The sequence below is a fragment of the Type-C symbiont of Plautia stali genome (assembly GCF_059730935.1).
This window is the reverse complement of record NZ_AP035923.1, coordinates 3,301,007-3,316,509: the sequence shown is the minus strand read 5'-3', so window position 1 is coordinate 3,316,509 and position 15,503 is coordinate 3,301,007. Positions and strand designations below refer to the sequence as shown.

Here is a 15,503-nt window from a genome sequence, read left to right as displayed (position 1 = left end):
ATCCACGCGAAAAGGGTGACAGAGGAGGGCGGCGTCAGGCCAGCCCGTTCATGATATTCATCGGGCGTTCGCCCTGTTTTATACACTGCACAATCTGCGTCACGCAGCGTTCACCAATGGCGCTGATGGCACCGTCGGTATATCCGGCAAGGTGCGCCGTGGGGATAAAGTTGCTCAGGGTGAACAGCGGATGCTGCGCCAGCGGCTCCTGCACAAAGACATCCGCCGCCGCACCGGCAATCACGTTATCCTGCAATGCCTGGTAGAGATCCTGCTCATTCACTACGCCACCGCGTGACGCGTTGATGAGAAACGCGCTCTTCTTCATGCGCTTCAGGCGCGCAGCATCGAACAGGTTTTGCGTCTGGTCGGTGAGCGGCATATGTAAGGTGATGAAGTCGCTGTGCTCCGTCAGCTGATCGAGGCTGACAAACGTCACACCGTGTTCGGCGGCGAAGGCGTCATCGGGGTAAAAATCGAAGGCGAGGATGCGCATATTGAAGCCTTTAGCGCGCAGTGCCACCTGCTTACCGATATTGCCCAGGCCGATGATGCCGAGTGTTTTGCCGTAGACGTCGGTGGCAAAAATGCGTGGCCAGTGGCCGGCGCGGGTCTCTATTGCGGCGGTGGTGATCTGGCGCGCGCTATTGAGAATCAGCGCAAAGGCGAAATCGGCAACCGCGTGTTTGTTCGCGTCCGGCACGTTCGTCACGTAAATACCGCGCGCACGCGTCGCGTCGAGGTCGATGTTATCAACGCCCACGCCGTGCTTGCAGACAATTTTCAGCTGCGGTGCCAGCGACAGCAGCGCATCGTTGACCTCGGTGAAGGCCACGATCAGGGCGACGGTGTCGGCGAGATGCGGCGCCAGCGCGCTGAGCGGCGCGTCGGCGGGCAGCGTAATCAGCTCAAAGCCCTGCTGGCGCAGTGTGTCGATCGGCGCGGCGTCGTAGCGGGCGAACGAAGGTGAGGTACAGATGACTTTCATAGCAAATGCGTCCCGGTGTTAATAACAGCAGCCATCGCTGCCTGAATCCGCCCCGCCACCGTCAGATTAACCCTAACCCTGATGGCGGCAGGGGGTAGCGGCGCCTGTATTGCGCGATGAATCGCGCCGCTACCACAGCTGCGTGCGGTAAGTGCTTTGAATTTACTGGCTTTACTGAAAATACTGATTCACGATCTGGCGGATCTTCTGCTCTTCCTCCGCAGAGAAGCGCACCGCATAGCGGCTGTCGCCGACCTCATAGCCGAGCAGCGCCACGGCTTTTTTCACCGCCGCCGGGGAAAAACCAATGCTGTAGAGATCGGTACGCAGGCCGGTGACGTTCTCCTGAGCGGCGCGCGATCCGGCGATGTCACCGGCATGGAAGCGCGCCCAGATGGCGTTAATCTCTTTCGGCGCCACGTTAGCCAGCCCGGAAATACAGGCGGAACAGCCATCGACGAAGCCCTGATGAATCAGTGAATCCGGCCCGTTCAGCACGTTGAAATGCGCAATACCTGCCGCTGCCTGCAGAAAGCCGCTCAGGCTTTCGTAGCTGCCGGCGCTGTCTTTGATGCCAATGATGTTGGGATGCGCTGCCAGCGTGCGCACGGTTTCCGGCTGTAACGTATTACCGGTGCGCGCCGGAATGTTGTAGAGAAACAGCGGGACGTCGAGGGCGTCGGCCACGGCGCGGTAGTGATCAATCAACTCTTCCTGTTTAAGCGGGACAAAGTAAGGGGTGATGACCGAGACGGCATCCACACCCAGCTTTGCCACCTGCCTGCCCAGCCGGATAGTCTCACGCGTCGAGATCTCGCCAATGTGCGCCACCACCGGTGCAGTGCCGTTTACTTCGTCGACGCAGGTCTCGGTCACCGCCAGCTTCTCCTGCTCGTTCAGCACGAAAAATTCCCCGTTGGTGCCGCCGCAGAAAATACCGTTACCGGCGCTCAGCTGACGCCGAATCTGTTCACGCTGCGCGGCAGGATTGTAGGCTCCGTCGCGATCAAAAGTGGTGACGATGGCGGTCAGTACGCCCTGAATGGTATTGCTCATGATTTCCCCGCTCATGCTGAGTGATTTAACGCCGGAAACAGCGTCAGGTAGACGTTGCGCACATCGTCGGCGCTGACTTTCATCGGTACATTCTTCATCAGGCGCTGCACGTCCAGCGCGGCTTCGACCAGATACGGCAGATGATCCGGCCCGATGCCCAGCGCTTCCAGGCTGGCCGGCAGTTTAAGGCGCTGCACCAGCGCGGCGAAGTAGGCCACCAGTGCGTGTGATTTGGCCTCTTCATCCAGTGCGCTATCGGCATCCGGCAGCAGATCGTAGGCCTGCGCGAACTTGCTCACCGCCGCCGGACGCACAAACTGCATGCACGGCGCCAGCAGAATGGCGTTGGCCACGCCGTGCGGCAGATGATACTTGCCGCCCAGCGGATACGACATGGCGTGCACCAGGTGCGTCCCGGCATGGGCAATCGCCGCTCCGCCGTAGTAGGACGCCCACAACATATTCAGCCGTGCTTCCAGGTTGTCCGGTTCGGCAAGGGTCTTTTCGAGGCTGGCGAACAGCTTTTTCATGCCGATCAGCGCATAGTTATCACTCACCGGATTGGCCACGGTGGCGGTGAAGCACTCAATCAGGTGGCACAGCGCATCAATTCCGGTCGACGAGGCGATGTGCGCCGGCATGCTGGTGGTCAGTTCCGGAATCAGCGCCACGTAGTCCGGCAGCATCACCGGCGAAATAATACCGACTTTGGTCTCTTTCTCCGGAATGGCAAGGATGGCGTTGGGCGTGGCTTCCGAGCCGGTGCCGGCCGTGGTCGGGATCAGTAAAGAAGCGGTACGCGTGTGCGGCTTCTCACCGGCCAGCAGCGCCGTCAGGGTTGGCGCATCGGCCACGCACAGCACGGACAGCAGCTTGGCCACATCCAGTACGCTGCCGCCGCCAATGCCGATCACCAGATCGACGTCGCCGTGCGGCAGCGCCGCAACAATCGCCGCCACATCATGCTGGCTCGGTTCGGGCGGCACAGTATCAACCAGGCTCAGGCTGGCGATCTGCTGCTGCAGCCGGGCGACAAGCGCCTGCACCGCCGGAATACCCAGAATGTTTTTATCCGTGACCAGCAACGCCTTCTGCTTATCCTGCAGTAAATAGCTGAGATCGTTCAGAGCCTGATAGCCACTGATCACGGTGCTGTTGATATTCATGTCATGCCCTTATAACGGTTTTGCACATTATGATTAGGTTTGCTCAATGTTGTGCGGGGTATATCTCTTTCTGAGGCTAAATTTATAGGCGATATCGATTTCAATTAATTTGATCTTGCTCACATATAATCAATCATGATTGAATATAATCAAATGCAGCGCGGCAAGGGGCCGTGACAGGAGAGAGAATGACTTCATCGCCATGGAAAACGCCCGTTCTGGTGATTGCCGACGATTTTACCGGCGCCAATGACGCAGGCAGCGGCTTCGCGCTGGCCGGCGCGCGCGTCCACGTGCTGTTCAATAACCTGACACCCTCGGAGGCCGGCGCAGCGGATGTGCTGGTGATCAGCACCGATAGCCGTGCGGTCAGCGCAGCGGAAGCCGCCAGCCGCACGCATGCCGCCATTCAGCCGCATCAGCAGATAGCGCAACACGGCTGGCTGTTTAAGAAGATCGACTCAACGCTGCGCGGCAATCCAGGCGCTGAGGTAGCCGCCGCGCTGCAGGTCAGCGCGAAACGGCTGGCGCTGGTGGTGCCGGCGGTGCCTAAGCTGGGCCGCATCACGCGCGGCGGGGAAGTGTGGATCCATCAGCAGCGCCTGACTGACACCGAATTTGCCAGCGATCCTAAAACCCCGGTGACCAGCAGTAACGTGCTGATGCGCCTGCAGATGCAATGCGAGCTGCCGGGCGAGCAGATCGATCTTGCCACGGTACGCAGCGGCACGCTGGCCGCACGGCTGGCGACCAGTCAGGGCCTGCTGGTACTGGACGCGGAACAGCAGGCGGATATCGACGCCATTATCGCGGCGGCCGCGACGCTGCCGGAACGTCCGCTGCTGGTCGGCGCGTCCGGGTTAAGCGATGCGCTGGGTGCGCATCTTGCTGCGCGGCCCTCTCGCCCGGTGCTGGCGATAGTCGGTTCGATGAGCGCCATGGCGCAGCAGCAAATCGCCCGGCTCGCCAGCCAGCGTGACATCCGCTTGATTGATATTGATATTTGCCAGCTGTTTGCCACACCGGCATGGCCGCAGGCGGCGGCCTGGCAGCAGGCGATGATCCAGGCGCTGCGCGAGGGCGTGCACTGTGTGGTGCGCACTACGCAACAGGCTGAGCAGCGCCACGCGATTGCGCAGCTGTGTCAGCAGCAGCAGATTACGCGCCAGCAGCTCGGTGAGCGCATCTGCCAGTTCCTGGCGCAGCTGACGCGCGCCGTCTGTGCACACATTCAGCCTGCCGGCCTGTTTCTTTCCGGCGGTGACGTGGCCATCGCAGTGGCGCAGGCATTCGGGGCCAGCGGCTTTCAGATTCAGGGCCAGGTAGCGGGCTGTGTGCCGCACGGGGTTCTGCTTAACAGTGAATTACACCTGCCGGTGATGACCAAAGCGGGTGGCTTTGGTGATGAAAACACCCTGGCAGAAGCCATTCGTTTTATTGAGGAGAAGTCGAGTGAATAACACTATTGCGGTGACCATGGGCGATCCGGCGGGCATCAGCCCGGAAATCATCATTAAAGCGCTGGCAGAAGGGGAGCTGGCGGGCATTCCGGCGGTGGTGGTCGGCTGTGCCGCGACGCTGCGTCGGGTGCTGGCGCTGAATATTACGCCGCACGCTGAGCTGCGCGTGCTGGACAGCGTGCAGGATGCGCATTTCGCACCGGGCATCATTAACGTCATCGATGAGCCGCTGGCCGATCCTGATGCGCTGCAGCCGGGCAAGGTACAGAAGCAGGCTGGCGATCTGGCCTGGCGCTGCGTGAAGCGCGCCACCGAACTGGCGCTGGCGGGCGACGTGCAGGCGATTGCCACCGCCCCGCTGAACAAAGAGGCGCTGCACGCGGCGGGCCACCTTTATCCCGGTCACACTGAACTGCTGGCACAGCTGACCCAGACCAAAAATTACGCCATGGTGCTGTATACCGACCATCTGAAAGTGATCCACGTGACCACGCACATCGCGCTGCGTAAGTTCCTCGACACGCTGAACGGCGAACGTATTCAGACGGTGATCGGCATGGCTGACAGCTTCCTGCGCCGCGTGGGCTATGACCAACCGCGTATCGCGGTCGCGGGGGTCAATCCACACGCGGGCGAGAATGGCCTGTTTGGCGACGAAGAGATCACCACGGTGACGCCAGCGATCAAGGCGATGCAGCAGCAGGGCATTGATGTCTATGGCCCGTGCCCGCCGGATACGGTGTTTTTGCAGTGCCAGCAGGGGCAGTACGATATGGTGGTAGCGATGTACCACGATCAGGGGCATATCCCGTTGAAACTGCTTGGCTTTTACGATGGCGTCAACATCACGGCGGGACTGCCGTTTATCCGCACTTCCGCCGACCACGGCACGGCATTTGATATCGCCTGGACAGGTAAAGCGAACTCTGCGAGCATGGCGATCTCGATAAAACTCGCGATGCAGCTTGCATAGGGAAATATGAAGGGACAAAGCCGTCTCGACCAGATTATGGACTATCTCAAAAGTCATAATCTGGTCACTGTTGAACAGCTGGTGAGCGCCATTTCTGCTTCGCCAGCCACCATTCGCCGCGATCTGATTAAGCTGGACAAGGAAGGGGTGATTAGCCGCAGCCACGGCGGCGTCACGCTGAACCGCTTTATCCCGACGCAGCCGACCACGCTGGAGAAGATGCAGCGTAACCTGGCGGAGAAGCAGGCCATCGCCCAGTTCGCCGCCAGCTATGTGCAGTCCGGCGATGCGGTAGTGCTGGATGCCGGCACCACTATGCTGGAACTGGCACGACAGCTGACCCATTTGCAGCTGCGGGTGATCACCGCCGATCTGCACATTGCGCTGTTTTTGTCGGAGTTTAAACAGATCGAGACCACCATCATCGGCGGCCGCATCGACGACTCCAGCCAGTCGTGCATTGGTGAGCACGGCCGGCGTCTGCTGCGCAGCATCAATCCGGACATTGCGTTTGTCAGCTGTAACTCATGGAGTATTGAGCGCGGTATTACCACGCCGACGGAAGACAAAGCCGGGCTGAAGATGGATCTGCTGGCCAACGCGCGCCGGCGCATTCTGCTGGCCGACAGCAGTAAATATGGCTCATGGTCGCTGTACTGCGCGGCACCGATTGATAGCCTGACCGATGTGGTGACCGATTCCCGCCTTGATGAAGCGGTATGCCGTGATTTGCGCGAGCGCGGCATTGGCCTGCAGCTGACCGCGTAAATGTGCCGCCCGCATCAGCGGGTGAATGACGTGCGCTGCGCTACCGCGGCGCAGCCTTCACCCACTGCTGGCGCTGAGTTATAACAACTTCAATCCCGTCGCCGGAATATTGCGTCCGTAGTAAATCTCACGCATCTCCTTCCACAGCAGATTGGTAATGCGCTTGTGTTCCTGCGGGCTCAGCTCTTCAGGTTTGGTGTTGAACAGGTAATACTTCAGATCAAATTCTTTCAGCAACATCTTGGTATGAAAGATGTTTTCCTGATAAACGTTAACGTCCACCATGTCGTACATCGCTTTCATATCCTCGGACATGAAGTTCTGAATGGAATTGATCTCATGGTCGATGAAATGCTTCACGCCATTGACGTCGCGGGTGAAGCCGCGCACGCGGTAATCCACGGTCACGATATCCGACTCCAGCTGGTGGATCAGATAATTCAGCGCCTTCAGAGGCGAAATCACGCCGCAGGTCGAGACTTCTATGTCGGCGCGGAAGGTACATAAACCGCCTTCCGGGTGACTCTCCGGATAGGTGTGCACGCAGATGTGACTCTTGTCGAGGTGCGCTACCACCGAACTGGGCAGCGGGCCGGGATGCTCGGAATTATCGATATCCTGCGGATTGATCGGCTCTTCACTGACCAGAATCGTCACGCTGGCACCCTGCGGCTCATAATCCTGGCGCGCGATATTCAGCACGTTAGCACCGATAATCGAACAGGTCTCGGTGAGGATTTCCGTCAGGCGGTTGGCGTTATATTGCTCATCAATATAGGCGATATAGCCATCACGTTCGGCTTCGCTATTGGCATAGCAAATGTCGTAGATACAAAAACTCAGGCTTTTGGTCAGATTATTGAAGCCATGTAGTTTTAGCTTTTGCAATTGGGTTCACCTCCTGAGGTCAGCTGAGCGCGTTTAAAAGGTATTGCGGCAGGGCAAAGCTGCCGATGTGCAGCTGTGGCGTGTAGTAACGGCAGGGCAGTCCGGCCGCGGCAAAACGTGACTGCAGCGTCGCAAGGTCCGGCTGGCGCAGCGCCGGATTATCGCTCGCCCAGGCAAAGGTCATGATGCCGCCGTAGTAGGTCGGAATCGCTGCCTGGTAAAAGCTGACGTCAGCAAAATAGTGGCTGAGTTTGCGGTGGCTGTTGATCGCTTCATCCTGCTGCAGGAAGCAAACGCCGTTCTGCGCGACAAACACGCCGCCGGGGTTGAGCGCCTGTTTGCAGCCGGCATAAAACGCCGAGGTAAACAGGCTCTCGCCGGGACCGATCGGATCGGTACAGTCGGAGATGATCACATCAAAGCGTTCCTGGGTCTGGCTGACGAAGTTAACGCCATCGTCGATCACCAGCTGCAGACGCGGATCGTCATAGGCGCCCGCGCTGTGGTTGGGCAGATAGGTTTTGCAGAAATTCACCACGCCGGCATCAATTTCCACCATGGTGATGTGCTCAACGCGCTGATGCCGGGCGACCTCGCGCAGCATCGCGCCGTCACCGCCGCCGATAATCAATACGCGCCGGGCATTGCCGTGCGCCAGAATCGGCACGTGCGTCATCATTTCGTGATAGATAAACTCATCGCGCTCGGTGGTTTGCACCACGCCGTCCAGCGCCATCACGCGTCCAAACGCAGCGTTCTCAAAGATCACCAGATCCTGATGCGCGGTTTTATCGCGGTATAGCAGATTGTCTACGCTGAAATATTGGCCAAAGCCGCTATGCAGCGTCTCATGCCAGGTCTCTTTGTCGGCCATGCCGGAGCGCTCCTTATGCTGTTAACGCGCAATAATGCCAGAAAAAAGCATAACGAATTATGACCGTGCTTGCACGGTCAGGGCGTTAACAGCAGCGCAGGGCGGAGGATTATTTCACGTAGGCAAGCAGGCTGAGGGAATCGCGCGCCAGCGACTTACACTTTTTGTCGTTGGTGATGGCGATACCGCTCAAATCTTTGTAGCTCTCTTCACCGAGGGATTTCATGTTGTAAGCGCTGTAATTGCTCAGATCCCAGCGGTTTTGCTGGGCAAAAAACACCAGTGCTTTACGAATCTGCGCGTCGGGCAGATCCTGATAGCCGCAATCATTTTTCAGATAGACAAACACCGCGGTGAGGTCAGCCAGATCTTCTGCTTCGGATTCGCTCAGGGCAAAACTGGTGGAGGAGAAGCCAAGGAGTCCCGCCAGCAGCAGGATCTTGATGCTTTTCGTCATAATCGTTCTCAACAAGGGACAATTTAATGACGTTAGCACAGTTATTGCCGGGATTCCGCTAAATTTGGCTAAATGGGCCACTGGCGCGCTTTTTATCCCGGCGGGCGCTTTCATCGCTTGACCCTACCGCAGGGGAAAGGTTTACGCTGTGCCCCTATTCACGATAAGGATATGAATATGCAACGTCGTCATTTTCTCAAGCTGACCGCCGCCCTCAGTGCAGCCGGCGCGCTGCCCTTGTGGAGTCGCTCGCTGATGGCCGCTACGCGCCCGCTGTTGCCCATCCCGTCACTGCTGGAGCCCGATGCACACGGCCAGTACACGCTGACCGCCATGACCGGCAGCAGCCAGTGGAACGGCAAATCCGTCCCAACCTGGGGTTACAACGGTAGCCTGCTCGGCCCGGCGCTGCGCCTGCAGCGTGAGAAAAGCGTCACCGTCAATATTCATAATCGCCTGCCGGAAGCCACCACGCTGCACTGGCACGGGCTGGAAATTCCCGGCGCGGTGGATGGCGGTCCGCAGGCGCTGATTGCGCCCGGTGCCACGCGTCAGGTGAGTTTTACCCCCGATCAACCGGCGGCGACCTGCTGGTTCCATCCGCATCAGCACGGCAAGACCGGCTATCAGGTGGCGCAGGGGCTGGCGGGGCTGGTACTGCTGGAAGATGAGGCGTCCGGCAAGCTGCGGCTGCCGATGCAGTGGGGCGAAGATGATGTGCCGCTGATTTTCCAGGATAAGCAGCTCACTCAGGACGGTACGCGTATCGATTATCAGCTGGATATCATGCGCGCCGCCGTGGGCTGGTTTGGCGATTTGATGCTGACCAACGGCGTGCCGTATCCGCAGCACGCGGTGCCGCGCGGCTGGCTGCGGCTGCGCCTGCTCAACGGCTGCAACGCGCGCTCGCTGCACATCGCCGCCAGCGATAAACGTCCGCTGTACGTGGTGGCGAGCGACGGTGGCCTGCTGGCTGAACCGGTGAAGGTGGAGAGCCTGCCGCTGCTGCCGGGCGAGCGCTTTGAAGTGCTGGTGGATACTTCAGACGGCAAAACCTTCGATATCGTAACGCTGCCGGTCACGCAGATGGGCATGACGCTGGCGCCGTTCGATCAGCCGCTGCCGCTGGTGCAGATTCTGCCGCTGCGCGTGATGGCCAGCGGTACGCTGCCGGACCAGCTGGTGGATGTGCCGCCGCTGCCGGCAACGGAAGGGCTGCAGAGCCGCTGGCTGCAGCTGATGATGGATCCGCAACTGGATCAGCAGGGCATGCAGGCGCTGCAGCAGCGCTACGGTGCCAAAGCGATGGGCAGCCAGCACGGCGCGGGCAAAGCGATGGATCACGGCAGCATGAACATGGACCATGGCGCGATGGATCATGGCAACATGGAGCACGGCGATATGGCGATGGATCAGGGCAACCCTGCCAGCAGCGCCGCATATGATTTCCACAACGGCAACAAAATCAACGGCCAGGCCTTCAACATGGAAAAGCCCATGTTTGCCGTGCCGCTGGGCAAATATGAAAAATGGACCATCTCTGGCGAAGGCGACGCCATGCTGCATCCGTTCCACATTCACGGCACGCAGTTCCGTATTCTGTCCGAGAACGGCAAGCCGCCTGCGGCGCATCGCGCCGGCTGGAAAGATATGGTCAGCGTCAACGGCTGGCGCAGTGAAGTGCTGGTGCGCTTCAACTACGTCGCCGATACTGAAAATGCCTATATGGCGCACTGCCATCTGCTGGAGCATGAAGATACCGGCATGATGCTGGGCTTTACGGTGAGCTGACGGCCGCTTCCAGCGCCAGGCGAATATCTTCAATCAAATCATCGGCATGTTCGATGCCGATCGACAGGCGCACCGTCGCGTCGGTGATGCCGATGCGCTCCCGCACCTCCTGCGGCACGCCGGAATGGGTGGTGCTGGCGGGATGGCTGGCGAGCGACTCGGTGCCGCCGAGGCTCACCGCCAGTTTGAACAGCGCCAGCGCGTTGAGAAAGCGGAATGCCGCAGCCTGGCCGCCCTCGATATCAAAGGAGAAGGTGGAACCGGCGCCGCTGCACTGGCGCTGCCAGGTTTCTCCTGCCGGACTGCTGGCGTCGAGATAGGGCAGCCAGTGCAGTTTCGCCACCTGCGCGTGATCGCGTAAAAATGCCGCGACCTGTTCCGCATTGCTGGCGGCTTTCTCCATGCGCAGCGATAGCGTTTCCAGTGAGCGGCCAATCATCCAGCTGGAGTGCGGATCGAGCTGGGTGCCAATCGCGCTGCGCAGCGAACGCACTTTGTTTATTAACGCCCGGCTGCCCAGCGCGGCGCCGGCAATCAAATCGGAATGACCGCCGACATATTTGGTCAGCGAATAGAGCGAGATATCCGCGCCGTGCTGCAGCGGACGCTGAAACAGCGGGCCGAGTAGGGTGTTGTCGCAGGCGAGAATCGGCCGGGAGCCCTGCTGCTGTGTAATCACCTCCGCCACCTGACGCATCAGTTGGATGTCCACCAGACTGTTGGTGGGGTTGGCCGGCGTTTCGATCAGAATCATCGCGACGCGCCCGCGCTGCCACGCCAGCTTCGCGGCTTCATACACTTTATCTTCGTCGGTGCCGTCGCTGAATCCCACCGCTTTGATCTCCAGATCGTGCAGCGTTTTGCTCAGCAGCGTTTCGGTGCCGCCGTACAGCGGCTGCGAGTGCAGGATCACTTCGCCGGGACGGGCAAAGGTCAGCAGCGTGGTGGCAATCGCCGACATGCCGGATGAGAACAGCGCGGCGCTTTCGGCACCTTCATAAATGGCCAGCCGATCTTCGACGATCTCGCTGTTAGGATGGTTGAAGCGGGAATAGACCAGCCCACCGCTTTTGCCCGCCGGCGGTTGCTGGCGGCCGGCAACGAAATCGAAAAATTCTTTGCCCTCTTTGGCGCTGTTAAACACAAAGGTTGATGTCAGAAATACCGGCGGCTTCACCGCACCTTCTGACAGGCGCGGATCGTAACCGTAGTTGAGCATCTGCGTTTCCGGATGCAGTTTACGCGTGCCGATCTGCGTTTTTTTACCTGATGAAGCGGCCATAGGGATCTCCAGAGAGAGCGGGCAGGATGCTTACAGTTAACGCCAGCGCAATAAATTTCGCCACGATAACGTTTGCGTTCTGTGCGCGGCGTTAGCCTGTGCGTCGACTATGATAGAATGCGCGGCTTTCTGAAAACCTTCTTAGGCGAATGCAATGAAACACACCGTCGACGTGATGATCTCTGAGCAGGAGATCGCAACCCGTATTGCCGAACTGGGCAAGCAGATCAGCGAGCACTACCGCAACAGCGGCAGCGAAATGGTGCTGGTCGGCCTGCTGCGCGGCTCCTTCATGTTTATGGCTGACCTGTGCCGCGCCATTGATGTCGCGCACGAAGTCGACTTCATGACCGCCTCCAGCTACGGCAGCGGCATGTCCTCCACGCGCGACGTGAAAATCCTCAAAGATCTCGACGAAGACATTCGCGGCAAAGATGTGCTGATCGTCGAGGACATCATCGACTCCGGTAACACCCTGAGCAAAGTGCGTGAAATTCTGCAGCTGCGTGAGCCAAAATCGCTGGCGATCTGCACGCTGCTGGATAAGCCGGAGCGTCGTGAAGTTGAGGTGCCGGTCGAGTTTGTCGGCTTTACCATTCCGGATGAGTTCGTGGTCGGCTTCGGTATCGACTACGCACAGCGCTACCGTCATTTGCCGTATATCGGCAAAGTTACGCTGCTGGACGAATAACCGCACAATCTTCCAAGGCTGATTCCCTCCGCCTGCGATAAGATGCGCAGCCCGTAACTCAATGACTTACGGGCTCGGCACGCGTTTTCCTGCGGCACGCAGAGTGGTAGAGTGTGGTGGGTTATCACTCTGCGCAATTCCTTTGATTTCACAACCGTTATCGCTGAATAACCCCGCACGCTCGACGCGAGCGCACTATCATTTCATATGGCTATGATGTCACTACAACAGGGTACGGACTCGCAATGACTTATGCACTGGAACTTTCCGGGCTGACCAAGACCTATCCCGGCGGCGTACAGGCGCTGAAAGGCCTCGATCTCAACGTGGAAGCAGGCGACTTTTATGCCTTACTGGGCCCTAACGGTGCCGGTAAGTCCACCACCATTGGCATTATCAGCTCGCTGGTGAACAAATCCAGCGGCAGCGTGCGCGTGTTTGGCTACGACCTGCAGAAAGATGTGGTCAACGCCAAGCGGCAGCTTGGGCTGGTGCCACAGGAATTCAACTTTAACCCGTTTGAAACCGTAATGCAGATTGTGGTTAATCAGGCCGGTTATTACGGCGTGGAACGCGCCGAAGCGAACAAGCGCGCGGAAAAATACCTCAATCAGCTCGACCTGTGGGGCAAGCGTAACGAACGGGCGCGCATGTTGTCCGGCGGGATGAAGCGCCGGCTGATGATTGCCCGGGCGCTGATGCATGAACCGAAACTGCTGATTCTTGATGAACCGACGGCTGGTGTGGATATCGAACTGCGCCGCTCGATGTGGGTGTTCCTGAAAGAGCTGAACGCCAAAGGCACCACCATCATCCTGACCACCCACTATCTGGAAGAGGCGGAAATGCTGTGCCGTAACATCGGCATCATCCAGAGCGGCGAGCTGGTGGAGAACACCTCAATGAAAGGGCTGCTGTCCAAGCTGCAGTCGGAAACCTTTATCCTCGACCTGGCGCCGCGCAGCCCGCTGCCGCAGCTGGAGGGCTTCCAGTATCGTCTGGTTGATACCTCAACGCTGGAAGTGGAAGTGATGCGTGAACAGGGGCTGAATAGCGTATTCAGCCAGCTGAGCGCGCAGGGCGTGCAGGTGCTCAGCATGCGCAATAAAGCGAATCGTCTGGAAGAGCTGTTCGTCAGCCTGACGCAGGGAAAAACAGGAGTAACCGCATGACGCATCTGTACTGGGTGGCGCTCAAGAGTATCTGGAGCAAAGAGATCAACCGTTTTGCCCGCATCTGGATTCAGACGCTGGTGCCGCCGGTGATCACCATGACGCTGTACTTCATTATCTTTGGCAATCTGATCGGCTCACGCATCGGCGATATGCACGGCTTCAGCTATATGCAGTTTATCGTGCCGGGCCTGATTATGATGGCGGTGATCACCAACGCTTACGCCAACGTCGCTTCGTCATTCTTCAGCGCTAAGTTCCAGCGCAACATTGAAGAGCTGCTGGTGGCGCCGGTGCCGACCCACATCATTATCGCCGGTTATGTCGGCGGCGGCGTAGCGCGCGGCGTGTGCGTGGGCGTGCTGGTGACGGCGGTGTCGCTGTTTTTTGTGCCGTTCCACGTATTCTCTTGGCCGATGGTGGCGATCACGCTGCTGCTGACAGCGATTCTGTTCTCGCTGGCGGGCCTGCTGAATGCGGTGTTTGCGCGCACCTTTGACGATATCAGCCTGATCCCGACCTTCGTGCTGACGCCATTAACTTACCTCGGTGGCGTATTCTACTCGCTGGCGCTGCTGCCGCCGTTCTGGCAGGCGGTGTCGAAGCTCAATCCGGTGGTGTACATGATCAGCGGGTTCCGCTATGGCTTCCTTGGCATCAACGATGTTCCGCTGGTGTTGACGCTGTCAGTGCTGGTGGCGTTTATCGTGGTGTTTTACGTGCTGGTGTATGCGCTGATTCAGCGCGGACGCGGCTTGCGCACCTGAGGCGCCGGTCCGAATAAGAAGCCGCTGCCGGCGTCATCCGGCGGCGGCTTTTTTTTACCTGCTCTTCGCAGTTCCAGACGCGTCTTGTGCTTTCAGCCCGTGGCTTTCCCCATAGTGGCCGCTGACCAAAAAAGCAGCGGGGAAGCGAAGAGTGAATCGGGTATCATGGATTGATAATTTACGCGGCATGAGCATTCTGGCGGTGATTTTTTTGCACTGCATGATTGCAGTGAACCAGCAGGCCGGGCACTTCACTGCCTTTAACGAGCTGGTAAATCAGCTGCTGGCGCCGGTGCGTATGGGGCTGATGTGCTTCGTCTCCGGACTGTTCGTCGCCAGCGGTTTACGCCACGGGCAGGCGCGCTATCTGCGAAACAAAGTCAGCAGCATTCTCTATCCGTTTGTCGTCTGGGCGCTGATCTACGGCGGACTGAAGTGGACCTTCAGCGCGATGGCCAATCACCCGCAGTCGCCATTGGCCATCGCGCTCGGCCATCTGAGCGGCGGCGATATCACCTGGTTTCTGCACTCGCTGTTTCTGTTTTTTGTGCTGATTATCCCGGCGCGCCGCCTGCCTGCGGCGCTGGTGCTGACACTGTGCATTGCCGGTGCGGTGCTGCTGCCGCCGGTGCCGCCTGACTCGCTGTTTGCCAGTTTCGACAACCTGCATCTGAACAAGTCGCTGGTGCTGTTTGCCTTCTTCTACAGCGCCGACTGGCTGGTGCGAAAGGATGTTGATATTGCCGCGTTCGCGCAGCGTCGTACGCCGCTGCTGCTGTCGCTGATCGCCTTTATGCTGCTCGCGGCGTTCAGCCTGTGGGGCTGGCTGCGTCAGCATTCGCCGTGGCTGATGCCGCTGGCGCTGCCCTCAATCCCGCTGTTCGTTGCGCTGGCCTGCCGTATCAATCTGCGGGCGGTTAACTACGTTGGCCGCCATTCGATTGTGTTTTATCTTTCGCACTATCTGGCGATTCAGGTGTGCAGTAAATTGCTGCGCCACGACGGCCACTCTGCGTGGCTGGCTGACCTGCATTTTGTGCTGGCGTTCAGCGTCGCGCTGGCGTTGCCAACGGCGCTGTGCTTACTGCGGGCAAAAGGGTGGTTTGACTGGTTGTTTACGCTGAAGCGCAAAGGGCAGCCGCAGCTGGCGGGCGTATAAGGAAAAGGCGC

15 protein-coding genes are annotated in these 15,503 nt (G+C 58.9%); 8 read left to right on the top strand and 7 right to left on the bottom strand.

Annotated elements, in window-relative coordinates; all coding sequences use genetic code 11:
• Positions 1 to 34: 34 nt before the first annotated feature.
• From AC6I7J_RS15765 to AC6I7J_RS15755, 3 genes are all read right to left on the bottom strand, one after another.
• Positions 35 to 988 (bottom strand): phosphoglycerate dehydrogenase, encoded by a 954-nt coding sequence (locus AC6I7J_RS15765; RefSeq protein ID WP_215480887.1) that lies wholly within the window; start codon positions 986 to 988, stop codon positions 35 to 37.
• A 171-nt stretch (positions 989 to 1,159) separates the two neighbouring features.
• Positions 1,160 to 2,044, bottom strand: a complete 885-nt coding sequence (locus tag AC6I7J_RS15760; protein ID WP_498006138.1) for a dihydrodipicolinate synthase family protein — start codon at positions 2,042 to 2,044, stop codon at positions 1,160 to 1,162.
• 11 nt (positions 2,045 to 2,055) lie between these two features.
• A complete protein-coding gene (locus AC6I7J_RS15755) occupies positions 2,056 to 3,210 on the bottom strand; it encodes an iron-containing alcohol dehydrogenase (RefSeq protein ID WP_058780452.1) in 1,155 nt (384 codons plus the stop codon).
• A 188-nt stretch (positions 3,211 to 3,398) separates the two neighbouring features.
• Between AC6I7J_RS15755 and dtnK the strand changes: the two genes are divergently transcribed.
• The 3 genes from dtnK to AC6I7J_RS15740 are packed head-to-tail and all read left to right on the top strand — an operon-like array spanning position 3,399 to position 6,411.
• On the top strand, positions 3,399 to 4,670 hold the full coding sequence (gene dtnK, locus AC6I7J_RS15750; RefSeq protein ID WP_498006136.1) for a D-threonate kinase: 1,272 nt from the start codon (positions 3,399 to 3,401) through the stop codon (positions 4,668 to 4,670).
• The gene (locus AC6I7J_RS15745) at positions 4,615 to 5,643 is read left to right on the top strand and encodes a D-threonate 4-phosphate dehydrogenase (protein ID WP_168715021.1); all 1,029 of its coding nucleotides are present in this window, start codon (positions 4,615 to 4,617) and stop codon (positions 5,641 to 5,643) included. Before dtnK ends, AC6I7J_RS15745 begins: the two co-directional genes overlap by 56 nt.
• Positions 5,644 to 5,649: 6 nt before the next feature.
• On the top strand, positions 5,650 to 6,411 hold the full coding sequence (locus AC6I7J_RS15740) for a DeoR/GlpR family DNA-binding transcription regulator (protein ID WP_022547144.1): 762 nt from the start codon (positions 5,650 to 5,652) through the stop codon (positions 6,409 to 6,411).
• 78 nt (positions 6,412 to 6,489) lie between these two features.
• Here the strand turns inward: AC6I7J_RS15740 and speD are convergent, their stop codons facing one another.
• From speD to AC6I7J_RS15725, 3 genes are all read right to left on the bottom strand, one after another.
• Complete coding sequence (gene speD, locus AC6I7J_RS15735; protein WP_021507527.1) at positions 6,490 to 7,299, bottom strand: adenosylmethionine decarboxylase; 810 nt, start codon at positions 7,297 to 7,299, stop codon at positions 6,490 to 6,492.
• A gap of 19 nt (positions 7,300 to 7,318) precedes the next feature.
• Positions 7,319 to 8,173 (bottom strand): polyamine aminopropyltransferase, encoded by an 855-nt coding sequence (speE, locus tag AC6I7J_RS15730; protein WP_260641688.1) that lies wholly within the window; start codon positions 8,171 to 8,173, stop codon positions 7,319 to 7,321.
• 109 nt (positions 8,174 to 8,282) lie between these two features.
• Positions 8,283 to 8,630: a YacC family pilotin-like protein gene (locus tag AC6I7J_RS15725; protein ID WP_021507525.1), complete on the bottom strand. Its 348-nt coding sequence runs from the start codon at positions 8,628 to 8,630 to the stop codon at positions 8,283 to 8,285.
• 177 nt (positions 8,631 to 8,807) lie between these two features.
• Between AC6I7J_RS15725 and cueO the strand changes: the two genes are divergently transcribed.
• On the top strand, positions 8,808 to 10,421 hold the full coding sequence (gene cueO, locus AC6I7J_RS15720; protein ID WP_498006133.1) for a multicopper oxidase CueO: 1,614 nt from the start codon (positions 8,808 to 8,810) through the stop codon (positions 10,419 to 10,421).
• Here the strand turns inward: cueO and AC6I7J_RS15715 are convergent.
• A complete protein-coding gene (locus tag AC6I7J_RS15715; RefSeq protein WP_498006131.1) occupies positions 10,408 to 11,703 on the bottom strand; it encodes a cystathionine gamma-synthase family protein in 1,296 nt (431 codons plus the stop codon). The genes cueO and AC6I7J_RS15715 overlap by 14 nt on opposite strands.
• A gap of 154 nt (positions 11,704 to 11,857) precedes the next feature.
• Here AC6I7J_RS15715 and hpt point away from each other — a divergent pair, with 154 nt between their 5' ends.
• The 4 genes from hpt (at position 11,858) to AC6I7J_RS15695 (ending at position 15,492) form a co-directional block, all read left to right on the top strand.
• Positions 11,858 to 12,394 carry a hypoxanthine phosphoribosyltransferase gene (hpt, locus tag AC6I7J_RS15710; RefSeq protein ID WP_021507522.1) on the top strand — a complete coding sequence of 179 codons (537 nt, stop codon included), beginning with the start codon at positions 11,858 to 11,860 and terminating at the stop codon, positions 12,392 to 12,394.
• Positions 12,395 to 12,639: 245 nt separating this feature from the next.
• Positions 12,640 to 13,566 carry an ABC transporter ATP-binding protein gene (locus tag AC6I7J_RS15705; RefSeq protein WP_021507521.1) on the top strand — a complete coding sequence of 309 codons (927 nt, stop codon included), beginning with the start codon at positions 12,640 to 12,642 and terminating at the stop codon, positions 13,564 to 13,566.
• Entirely contained in the window at positions 13,563 to 14,333 is a 771-nt protein-coding gene (locus AC6I7J_RS15700) for an ABC transporter permease (RefSeq protein WP_021507520.1), read from the top strand. Before AC6I7J_RS15705 ends, AC6I7J_RS15700 begins: the two co-directional genes overlap by 4 nt.
• A 151-nt stretch (positions 14,334 to 14,484) precedes the next feature.
• Positions 14,485 to 15,492: an acyltransferase family protein gene (locus tag AC6I7J_RS15695; protein ID WP_498006129.1), complete on the top strand. Its 1,008-nt coding sequence runs from the start codon at positions 14,485 to 14,487 to the stop codon at positions 15,490 to 15,492.
• Positions 15,493 to 15,503 lie beyond the last annotated feature (11 nt).

Bases quoted from the DNA above. Each gene is read 5' to 3' on its own strand.
- AC6I7J_RS15700 (WP_021507520.1), top strand. From the start codon at position 13,563: ATGACGCATCTGTACTGGGTGGCGCTCAAGAGTATCTGGAGCAAAGAG.
- AC6I7J_RS15705 (WP_021507521.1), top strand. From the start codon at position 12,640: ATGACTTATGCACTGGAACTTTCCGGGCTGACCAAGACCTATCCCGGC.
- AC6I7J_RS15715 (WP_498006131.1), bottom strand. From the start codon at position 11,703: ATGGCCGCTTCATCAGGTAAAAAAACGCAGATCGGCACGCGTAAACTG.
- cueO (WP_498006133.1), top strand. From the start codon at position 8,808: ATGCAACGTCGTCATTTTCTCAAGCTGACCGCCGCCCTCAGTGCAGCC.
- dtnK (WP_498006136.1), top strand. From the start codon at position 3,399: ATGACTTCATCGCCATGGAAAACGCCCGTTCTGGTGATTGCCGACGAT.
- AC6I7J_RS15745 (WP_168715021.1), top strand. From the start codon at position 4,615: ATGAAAACACCCTGGCAGAAGCCATTCGTTTTATTGAGGAGAAGTCGA.
- speE (WP_260641688.1), bottom strand. From the start codon at position 8,173: ATGGCCGACAAAGAGACCTGGCATGAGACGCTGCATAGCGGCTTTGGC.
- AC6I7J_RS15760 (WP_498006138.1), bottom strand. From the start codon at position 2,044: ATGAGCAATACCATTCAGGGCGTACTGACCGCCATCGTCACCACTTTT.
- AC6I7J_RS15740 (WP_022547144.1), top strand. From the start codon at position 5,650: ATGAAGGGACAAAGCCGTCTCGACCAGATTATGGACTATCTCAAAAGT.
- AC6I7J_RS15755 (WP_058780452.1), bottom strand. From the start codon at position 3,210: ATGAATATCAACAGCACCGTGATCAGTGGCTATCAGGCTCTGAACGAT.
- AC6I7J_RS15765 (WP_215480887.1), bottom strand. From the start codon at position 988: ATGAAAGTCATCTGTACCTCACCTTCGTTCGCCCGCTACGACGCCGCG.
- hpt (WP_021507522.1), top strand. From the start codon at position 11,858: ATGAAACACACCGTCGACGTGATGATCTCTGAGCAGGAGATCGCAACC.
- AC6I7J_RS15725 (WP_021507525.1), bottom strand. From the start codon at position 8,630: ATGACGAAAAGCATCAAGATCCTGCTGCTGGCGGGACTCCTTGGCTTC.